The 9,130-nt window shown below is 46.9% G+C and carries 15 protein-coding genes; all 15 read right to left on the reverse strand.

The features are described from left to right. Positions 1-6 precede the first annotated feature (6 nt). Positions 7-1,146: a heme d1 biosynthesis radical SAM protein NirJ gene (gene nirJ / locus EPO18_RS16285; RefSeq protein ID WP_292435101.1), complete on the reverse strand. Its 1,140-nt coding sequence runs from the start codon at positions 1,144-1,146 to the stop codon at positions 7-9. 79 nt (positions 1,147-1,225) lie between these two features. Beyond that, a complete protein-coding gene (gene ahbB, locus EPO18_RS16290; protein WP_292435102.1) occupies positions 1,226-1,738 on the reverse strand; it encodes a siroheme decarboxylase subunit beta in 513 nt (170 codons plus the stop codon). A gap of 2 nt (positions 1,739-1,740) precedes the next feature. Next, positions 1,741-2,187 (reverse strand): Lrp/AsnC family transcriptional regulator, encoded by a 447-nt coding sequence (locus tag EPO18_RS16295; protein WP_292435104.1) that lies wholly within the window; start codon positions 2,185-2,187, stop codon positions 1,741-1,743. Further along, positions 2,180-2,671, reverse strand: coding sequence for a siroheme decarboxylase subunit beta (ahbB, locus tag EPO18_RS16300; protein ID WP_292435106.1), 492 nt, complete (start codon positions 2,669-2,671; stop codon positions 2,180-2,182). Before ahbB (EPO18_RS16300) ends, EPO18_RS16295 begins: the two co-directional genes overlap by 8 nt. Beyond that, on the reverse strand, positions 2,664-3,122 hold the full coding sequence (locus tag EPO18_RS16305; protein WP_292435107.1) for an Lrp/AsnC family transcriptional regulator: 459 nt from the start codon (positions 3,120-3,122) through the stop codon (positions 2,664-2,666). The genes ahbB (EPO18_RS16300) and EPO18_RS16305 overlap by 8 nt, the downstream gene beginning before the upstream one ends. A 156-nt stretch (positions 3,123-3,278) precedes the next feature. Beyond that, positions 3,279-4,442, reverse strand: coding sequence for a cytochrome D1 domain-containing protein (locus EPO18_RS16310; protein ID WP_292435109.1), 1,164 nt, complete (start codon positions 4,440-4,442; stop codon positions 3,279-3,281). Positions 4,443-4,455: 13 nt separating this feature from the next. Beyond that, positions 4,456-4,533 carry a type II toxin-antitoxin system RelE family toxin gene (locus tag EPO18_RS20740; RefSeq protein ID WP_363331521.1) on the reverse strand — a complete coding sequence of 26 codons (78 nt, stop codon included), beginning with the start codon at positions 4,531-4,533 and terminating at the stop codon, positions 4,456-4,458. Then, positions 4,530-4,721, reverse strand: a complete 192-nt coding sequence (locus EPO18_RS16315) for a type II toxin-antitoxin system RelE family toxin (protein ID WP_292435110.1) — start codon at positions 4,719-4,721, stop codon at positions 4,530-4,532. The genes EPO18_RS20740 and EPO18_RS16315 overlap by 4 nt, the downstream gene beginning before the upstream one ends. Then, the gene (locus EPO18_RS16320; RefSeq protein WP_292435111.1) at positions 4,705-4,929 is read right to left on the reverse strand and encodes a DUF6290 family protein; all 225 of its coding nucleotides are present in this window, start codon (positions 4,927-4,929) and stop codon (positions 4,705-4,707) included. The genes EPO18_RS16315 and EPO18_RS16320 overlap by 17 nt, the downstream gene beginning before the upstream one ends. Positions 4,930-4,973: 44 nt before the next feature. Beyond that, positions 4,974-5,120, reverse strand: a complete 147-nt coding sequence (locus tag EPO18_RS20745) for a type II toxin-antitoxin system Phd/YefM family antitoxin (protein ID WP_363331520.1) — start codon at positions 5,118-5,120, stop codon at positions 4,974-4,976. Positions 5,121-5,303: 183 nt separating this feature from the next. Further along, positions 5,304-5,828, reverse strand: a complete 525-nt coding sequence (locus tag EPO18_RS16325; protein ID WP_292435112.1) for a DUF2380 domain-containing protein — start codon at positions 5,826-5,828, stop codon at positions 5,304-5,306. Further along, entirely contained in the window at positions 5,829-6,140 is a 312-nt protein-coding gene (locus tag EPO18_RS16330; protein ID WP_292435115.1) for a c-type cytochrome, read from the reverse strand. A gap of 5 nt (positions 6,141-6,145) precedes the next feature. Next, entirely contained in the window at positions 6,146-6,457 is a 312-nt protein-coding gene (locus EPO18_RS16335) for a c-type cytochrome (RefSeq protein WP_292435116.1), read from the reverse strand. Next, entirely contained in the window at positions 6,457-8,037 is a 1,581-nt protein-coding gene (locus EPO18_RS16340) for a nitrite reductase (RefSeq protein ID WP_292435118.1), read from the reverse strand. Before EPO18_RS16340 ends, EPO18_RS16335 begins: the two co-directional genes overlap by 1 nt. A 71-nt stretch (positions 8,038-8,108) precedes the next feature. Next, positions 8,109-9,130, reverse strand: a 1,022-nt coding sequence (locus EPO18_RS16345; protein WP_292435119.1) for an HDOD domain-containing protein, incomplete at its 5' end; no start/stop codon positions are given.

A 9,130-nucleotide genomic window follows, 5' to 3' on the forward strand; every position in this document is an offset into this window, starting at 1 on the left:
TTTTCGTCAGGAGGCTATTTCAGTATCGGTCAGGTAGCAGCCGGGATCTTCAGCCCAAATATTCCCGGTCATTTGCGCGGCCCTGACCCGGGTATTGCCGTTGCAAATTTCCTGGTAGCGGCACCTGGCGCAACGGCCTTCCAGTGGTCTCGGGTGTTGCTTAAGACCTAACATCACAGGATCGCTGGTATCCATCCATATTTTCGAAAAGGGCCGTTCTTTGACATTGCCCAGCTCATAATGAGCCCAAAATGTATCCGGATGGACATTGCCGAGATTGTCGATATTGGCGACATTAACGCCGGAGGCATTGCCGCCCCATTGTTCCAGTTTGGCTTTGATATGGTCGGTTTTATCGGGAAAATGCCGTTTTATCCAGTGGAGAAAATAAACTGCGTCGGCATCGTTATTGCCGGTGACAAACTCCCGGTCTTTGCCCGCCTTAAGCCAGTCGTAGCTGGTTTCGAACAGTAAATCCATCGCCTCTCTGGTCATTGCGAAGTGGGCGTCATCCTTACGGTTTTTATTGCCTCGGCCGCCGTAATTCAGATGCGACAAATAAAATTTGTCGATATTTTGTTCATCCATCAACTGCAATAAGGCCGGGAAATCCTGGGCGTTATCCTGCGTTAAAGTAAAGCGCAGGCCGACTTTAATGCCTTTATCAAGACACAGGCGGATACCGTGAAGTGCTTGATCGAATGAGCCTTTGACCCGCCGGAATTGGTCGTGGGTATCTTTGATGCCGTCCAGACTGACGCCTATATATTGATAATCTATGCTCGCGATTTCATCGATATTATCGGCAGAGATTTTAGTGCCGTTGGTGGATAGCGCGACATAAAAGCCCATGTTTTTGGCGCGGCGGGAAATGTCGAAGATGTCGGGATGCAGTAACGGTTCGCCGCCGGATAAAATCAGCACCGGCACTTTAAAGCTTTTCAGATCATCCATGACCGTATAGATTTCCGGTGTGCTCAATTCGTTGGGGAAATTTATATCGGTGGATGTCGTGTAGCAATGCTTGCAAGTCAGGTTGCAGCGGCGGATTAAATTCCAGATAACCACGGGAGCCACCGGCTTGCGCGCCGGTTTTAAAGGGGTGGGGTCTATTAATTCTCGCATATATTGGCTTAGTCTAAACATAAAAGTTTAAGTCCTCGTGGCTGTGTTATTGCACTATGTATATGCTAAAGGGCGACCGCCGGGGATCGCCCCTACAATTCTAATAATTGCTCAAATTTAGCGTAGGGGCGACCGGCAGATCGCCCGTGCGGAAGCCGGTTTTTTTCAGAATCTTTGTACTGTATAAGACATCACAACCCAAATTATAGTCCCCTAACAGATCATAAATCTGCTGAATCTGTTTGTCGACTTCTTCCTGGCTCTTGCCATGCACCATCGCAAACAAGTTGTACGGCCATTCGGGCAAATGTCTGGGCCGATGATAACAATGGCTGACAAATTCCAGCTGCCCGACTTTTTGCCCCAACTCGTCGATAGCTTCGTCCGGGACATTCCAGACGGTCATGCCGTTAAATCGATAGCCCAACTTATAGTGATTGGGTACAGCGCCGATACGGCGAATGATGCCGCTGTTTTGCATGGCTGAGAGCCGCATCATAACATCCTCGCTGGTCAGGCCGAGTTGTTCAGCAATAGCCTGATAGGGCTGGGGCGTTAACGGCAAGCCGGCTTGGGTTGCCTGGATGATTTTACGGTCTGTTTCATCGAGCATGGTCAGGCTTCCAGCTTCAGGTTGACAAAATACTCTTTTTTCTTGGGCATATTGTAGACGGTCAGGCTTGTTAAACGCTCTATCGCGTTGATGGTCTGCTGGATTTGTTCAGGCGTTTGTTGGGTGGCAATCACAAACCACATATTCAGTTCATGGTTGCGCGCGTAATTATGCGCGACTTCAGGAAAACCGTTGATGATTTCGGTGACTTCATCAAAGCGATCTATTGGCGCTTTAACGGCCGCCAAAGTCAATGCGCCGCCCATTTGTTCGGCGTTGTACAAGGGGCCGAAGCGGGTTAGGGCGCCGTTATCCAATAATGCTTTTAATCGGCTTATCAAATCCTGCTCGCTCAATCCCAGTTGTGCGGCGGCTTGTTGGTAAGGCGCGTCGCAGATCGGAAAGCCGTCTTGCAGCGCGTTGATAATTTGTTTATCTATTTCATCCATCAGCTAAAGCGGTATTTTGATAAAGGGCGCCGCGTTGTTTAAAACAGCGGCTGCTGAACAGAATTTCTTTGTCGAAACTGCTTAATCCACAAGCCTCAACGATTTGCTCCAATTGGTTTAACACAGTGGCCTTGTCTTTGCCGTGTATCATGCAATACAGATTATACGGCCATTCCGGTTGTCTGGGGCGCTGATAGCAAAGCGTTACAAACGAAAACCGGCTGATATGTCCGCCCAGTTGTTTAACAAGATTATCCGGCACATTCCAGACGATCATCGCATTGGCGCGGTAACCGAGCTGCCGGTGCTTGACGATAACGCCCATGCGTTTGATTAGGCCTTGTTGTTTGAGCCGGGTTAAGCGTTCGATGACTTCGGTTTCGGGCATGTCGCAAAGCCGGCCGATTTCGAGATAAGGCCTGGAACAAACCGGCAGACCCAGCTGGATATGCTCGAGCAGTTGGCGGTCACGCGAATCAATCATTATTCAGGTCCAGCTTAAAGCCCAAATCGATGAAAAAATCGTCCAACATCGGTAGCAGCATGGCTTTGTATGATGTTTCCTGTTCTATTGAGTCGATCACGGCGCTCAAGTGCTCGGCATCGGAAGCGATGACCACAAACCAGAGATTAAATCGATGTTCGCGTTCGTAATTATGATTCACTTCGGGATAAGCGCTGATCTTATCGGCAACAGCTTGCAGTTGCGATTCAGGCACAGATATTGCGACCAATGCGCTGACGCCGATATGGTTAGGCGGAATAACCGGGCCGATGCGGCTGATAAAGTTGTTATCGTTCAGCTCGGAAAATGCCGACAAAACGTCGGCTTCGGTTACGCCCAGCGCATCGGCGATGTCCTGATAAGGCGTCGCCGAGATGGGAAAGTTTTGCTGATAGTCGTTTAACAGCTGTTTGTGTAGGGGAGATAGCATAATCTTCGATATTAAAAATGGAACACGGATGACACGGATAAACGCAGATTTAAAAGCGCATAACAAACTTGGTTTCAGTTTTTTAAAAATCCGTGTAAATCAGCCTAATCTGCGTCATCTGTGTTCTATTAAATCTTTTCTGATAAGTTATGCCTGTCATAAGCCGATTTTATGCGCGCGCGAGCTAAAGAAAATACCGTTCGGTTTGTTGGCTGGCAAACGGGTTATTTCCTGCAAAGTATCAGTATCGTAAACCACCAGCTGGTTATCGTCTCGTAGCGCAACCCAGACTTGTTCTCCGCGCGGGGTGAATTCCATATGCAATACGCCTTTTCCCGGCGACAAGGTTTTGTGCAAAGACAGGTCTTTGACATCGATAACCTGTAATTGGTTATTATCCGGGAAGGCGAAGTTAACCCAGACTTGCCGCGCATCGGGTCGGGCCATCACGAAAACCGGTTGTCCCGCGACCGCTATGGTGTCATGCAGTTCCCAAGTTTTTTTGTCGATGACCAGAACCTTGTGCTGGCCTATCGCCGGTGCAAACACATAATCACCGGCTACCGCCCAGCCTTCAAGATGCGGCATTTTATAAACGGGCAGTTTTTCGTCGTCTTTGCCGTAGTCGGGCAATATGCGCTTGACTCCGGCCTCGGTATTCCATAAATCCAGCAAGGCCAGCCCGGGTTCTCCAAACAAACCGGCTATATAGTAGTGTCCGTCCGGCGACATTAATGCGTCGTAAGGTTGTTTGCCGATGTTGGGGAATTTTTTCATAACCGGGGATTTGGGGTTTTTAAAGTCGGCCATCCAGATTTCACCGGCATCGAACAGGGAAAAGACAAAGCGCTGTCCGGGCGCGTCAACCAAGCCGACCACTTTAGAGCGCAGTCCATCGCCATAGTCGGAAGGAATATCGGCAACCAGTTCCAATGTATCTGACGAAAAAACTTTAACGCCGCCAGGCGTGTAGTTGGATACGGCGATTAATTTACCGTCCTGGGAAATCGCCCCGCCAATACTGTTGCCGGCCTGAATGATGCGCTTGTCGATTGCGTCTTTCAGCATATCGATTTTGGTTAAGCCGCCGTCCCGACCGAAAACATAGGCGTAACGCTGGTCGCGGGAGAAAACCACGGAAGCGTGGGATAAATCGCCCAGCTTTTCGATTTTGGCTAAGCGTTTATGCTCGGTGGTGTTGATGATCAGCGCATTGCCGTCTTCGCGTTCGATGACGATGCCTAGATCGCCGGTGGCGCGTAGTTCTGCAAGGGCGTTGAAGGAGAGTAGGAAAGCTAGAAACGGGAGTAGTTTTGTCATAGATTTGTGTGTATTAACGATAGATGTCTTTTCGGTGCCCAATTTCGACAACTATAATAATCAGTTCTTCATTTTTTAAATGGCAGATCAAGCGGTAATCGCCGACTCTATATCGCCATTAGCCGGCATATGTCCTTGTAGCGCTTTTCCCAGCTGTTTCGGATCATCAGTGTCCGCAAGTCGCTTTCGTAAGAATGAAGCAATCCTTTTTTGAATAGGTTTATCAAGTTTCTTTAAATCTTGTTTTGCGCTATCTAAAATTCTAATCGTCCAAGCCAAGTTCTTTCACCACATCGTCAAAATCATGAATAGATTCTTTGCCGTCCAGATAGTTTTTATAAGCGGTGTCTGCTTTTATTATCGCTTGTTCTTCCGCTAAATAGTCAAGTAAGGCATTTTTAATGACCGTGTCAGGTGTCAAACCTTGTCTAGTGGCTATGTGACTTAAGGCTTGTTCAGTGGTTTGGTCTAATTGTATGGTGTGCATATAGGTTGTTCTCCAGTTTTATGGCATTGTTCCAGCACTTTAATTCATTGCTCAATCAATTTCTTTTGTATCAACTGGCTGTTCCTTGTTTTGTCCAGTGAGTTAAGCAGTCCTTGAGCATTGGCCGGATTCGATAATAAATAATGCGTTTCCTGCCATGTATTAAAGTCCGCTAATGACAAAATAACCACGTGGTTATTGTCCTTCGCGGTTTACGATACAGGGTTCATGATCTTGACACGCTTTTTGGCAAAGCTGCTCCAAACTTTGTTGGGCTTTTTTAAAAAGAATGCTTTGTATAAAGATTATCCTCGATAACTAAATGATCGTTTTGACAAGTTTACTTGAACGTAGAGACGAAAAAACAAAAATAATTAGTGTGAAGGGATTTGCTTAGGAGGTGGCGGTATATAATGATTATTTAAATCCTTATCGATTTTGCCGGCAATACTTTCAACACCTTTAAGCGTTAGTTTTTCATCGCCGCCTTTGGTTTCTGAAATATAGTTGCCGATTAATTGATTATCTTTAGTCCTGATTAAGTGCCCCATGATGTAGGCAAATAAAAAGCTGGGCTTGTGCAATCTTCCAACTAATACATAATCAGCGCTTGCGGTTCTGCCAAGCTCGGCAGCGACATCGTTATGGTCGAACAAGTATCCGAAACCGCTGGTGGATTGATGTTGTGTGGCTGAATCAATCGAAATAATACGGTAACCGGCGCTTTTAAGTTCCTTTTCCAGCAAGGGTTTTATGCTTGCCGTTCTGTTAATTTCGGCTGCCGTCCGAGGCTTCAGCGTCAAGTCATTAAGTTCAAAATCCAAAATGGCAATGCTTGTTTCTGCATTTACTTGGCTGATCGAAACAGCAATCAAAAATAAAAAACAGAGAGTTTTCATTTAAGGTTTTGTTTCGGGCTTGCGTAATATTCCAACCAGCCAAGCAGCCTCGTCCCGATTCATAAACGGCTGCCAAGGCGGCATGGCGGTGCCTGGGCGGCCGTTTAGAATGGTTGAAATCAACAAATCATCGGGCTTTCCGGCCAATGCATCGGGCAACAGGGCAGGGCCAAGGCCGCCTTTTAATGTCAGGCCATGACATGCTCCGCAATCATGATTGAGCATGTTGCGGAGCGTACTTTGCCGCTCAGGTGATGGTTCACCGGCAAAGGTTGCTGTCGCAGCCAACATTAAAACCAACAGCTTGAACATACTTGTTACGGTTTTAATTTGGCATAGTACGCAGCAACGTTACCGATGTCATCATCGCTTAAGGAACCGGCGATGGCATTCATGATGTCGGATTTACGGGTTTTATCTCGGTACTGTTTGAGCGCTGTTTTTAAGTAATCCATATCGCGTCCGGCCAATGGCGGAAAAGGCGCTTCGGCCGAAGGCGTTATAATGCCGTGGCACTGCGAACAGACCGCTGCCGCTTTGGCTTGCCCCGCATAAATGCTTGCCGCATTGACGCTTTGAGCAGACACCAATCCCAGTATCAACGATCCTGTAAGAACTGATAGTCTCATTACTTTGCCCCTTTCATTTCGTCAGGAGAAAGACCGCGAGTCATGTATCTGACGCGGCCGTGAGAGAATATACCAGCCGGACTTTCCATCGATACGGAAGCGACTTTTTCCAAGGACGTGGAATCGTAAACGACGACTTCGTCACCGCTATATCCGGCGCTGACATACAGGAATTTACCGTCGGCGCTGTATTCGGGGAAATAGGCATGTCCGCCTACATCCAGGGTTTTAACGACTTCCAGGGATTTCTTATCGATCAATTGGACGGTACGGGCGCGACGGTCTTTAGAAATAATGTCTACTGCAACATAAGGCGCATTGGCATGAGCCGCCGGGGATTCCGTGCCGCCTGCAACCGGAACTTGCTTAACCACTTCCATTTTGTCCAGATCCCAAACGCTGACCACGGTTTTGTCGCAATCGCCGAAGTTGGTGCCGAAACCGAGTATGCGGCCGTCAACTTCAACCGCAGAGCCGCCGCCAACATGAGGTACGCAGCCGGCATCCAGTTTCTTAATGATTTTGCGGTCTTTTAAATCAATCGCAGTAACGATGTTGTCGTCATAAGCGGCAACCATTAATTTTTTGCCACCATGGGTCAGGAAGGCGTCATGCAAATGGCGGCCGACGTTTTCAATTTTAGTGACCGGAAAACCTTCTTTTAAATCGACTACCCAAACTTGACCGGCGTTTTCCAGAGCGATAGCAAAAATATCGTCAAACGGCGTACCGATGATCATGCCGGAATCGGAAGAAACCATTTTGCCGTCCGGATCGATGCCTTCCAGTTCAAAAGTTTTGATCGGCTCCAGCGTGTCGGCATCAAGAATGACGGCGTTGTGCGGTACGTAAGAACCGGCCATGATGTATTTTCCGTCGCGGGAAACGCCCAATCCCGGCCCGTTGAATCCTGTTTTGACGCTACGCACCGCTTGCATCGAATACAAATCGACTTTAAAAATTTCAGCAGTATCGGTTTTTACATAAGCCCAGCGCGGATTGGCGGGGTTGTAGTCGATAATATGCGCGGCGGTGCCGGTGGACACTTCGCCGATTTGTTTATGCGTAACGCTGTTAATGAACACGGCTTTTGAACCTGAACCGCGCCCGTATTTGCCGCGAGCCGCTACGCCGATCACGTCATCCATGCTGTTGATTTGATAGGTAGGCTTTGCGGGCAGGGTGCTTTCGTCTTTAACGTACACTTTTATCGACGCTTTGATGTCGTCAATCGTCCATGCCGGATTGGCCTGTTTTGGCGTGGTTTGCAGATGTTTAACCAAGCCGCGAATGTCGTCATCCGATAACCGGCCGTAGAACGGAGGCATTAAGGTATCGAAACTTCCGGTCATGATCAGGGTGCGCAAAGCAGTAGGGCTTCGGCCTTTCAGAGTATCTGAATTCAATCCAGGAGCAATAAACCCGCCATGATCGGAGCCGTGGCAACTGGCGCAATTGTCTTCATATAATTGATGCATGTTTTTGGACGTATCGGAGGTCGCTTGCGCTCCAAAAGGAAAAATAACAACGGCTAAGCAGGTAAGGATTGACTTGTGAAGGTGTTTTTTTGTTGTGTTCATTTTGTTGATCTCTAAATAGTATTGAATCAATATTATATTGTATGATTGAAAAGCTCAAGTAATCTTGGTTGTTAATTTGAGAAAAAGTTCATTGTCTCAGCAATTTGTTGCTTTGCATCATCCAGTATCTGAAGAGACATTTCCGCTGTTAAGTGCTGGTTTCCCAGTTTCTGAAAGGCCGGTAGAGAGACAAGTAAAGGCAATTTGGTATTGCCTGGAGATGCCAGAACGTTATGGTATTTTGCCAATAAGACAATGTCATTAAGGCTGATATTTTCAGTGGTGTTGGTAAACCAGTCTGTAGACAGCAAGGGAATTTGTTTTAAATTATCAGGAAATCCCCATTTTTCCAAAATAATACTACCAATTTGTCCGTGAACTTTGCTGATGCAAAGATCAATATCTTCGGAATTATAAGTGTCTTCAGGCAAGCTGTCGGCAAAAGTTAAAATCGGTAACACTCCGATATTATGCAAAAGTCCTGCAAGTAGCGCTTCGTCTGGATCTACTTTTTGAGTAAGTTGAGCCAGAGTATAGCTAATGCTGGAAATCTTGATGCTCTGCAACCATGTGTATTGTATTAGCTTCTTAGTTAATGGGTTTTCGCTTTTGACCAAGTTGTTCATACTAAAAGAGGTCACCAGATTGCGTGTGGTGGTCAACCCCAATCGATTGATCGCGTCAAAGCAACTGCTGATCGGACTCAGAGGCCGGTAAATGGGGCTATTCACGACCTGAATCAGCTTGGCGGAAATAACCGGGTCCATATTAACAATCTTGACTATGTCGGCAATTCCATAATTTTCTTGGGTGGCTTTACGCAGTTTTAGTGCAATGTCAGGAAAACTTGGTATTTTTAGTTCACCTTGGGTAAAACGCTGGTAAAAACGATTAAAAAACGGATTATTTTTAAGGTCTTCCGAAATATTCAGGTCATTATTCAGAGAGGAAAGAGTGCTTTGATTTTGCTGGAGTATAGTTTTGGATATATAGATTACAGTCACGTCTGATTCGGCAATCGCTGTAAAATAATGCAGCTTACCGGCTGACAATGGATACAGCGCTTTTAAAGTGTCGGCGCTTACTTCAAGCC

This window comes from Methylobacter sp. (assembly GCF_004322395.1).
Lineage (GTDB): Bacteria > Pseudomonadota > Gammaproteobacteria > Methylococcales > Methylomonadaceae > Methylobacter_A.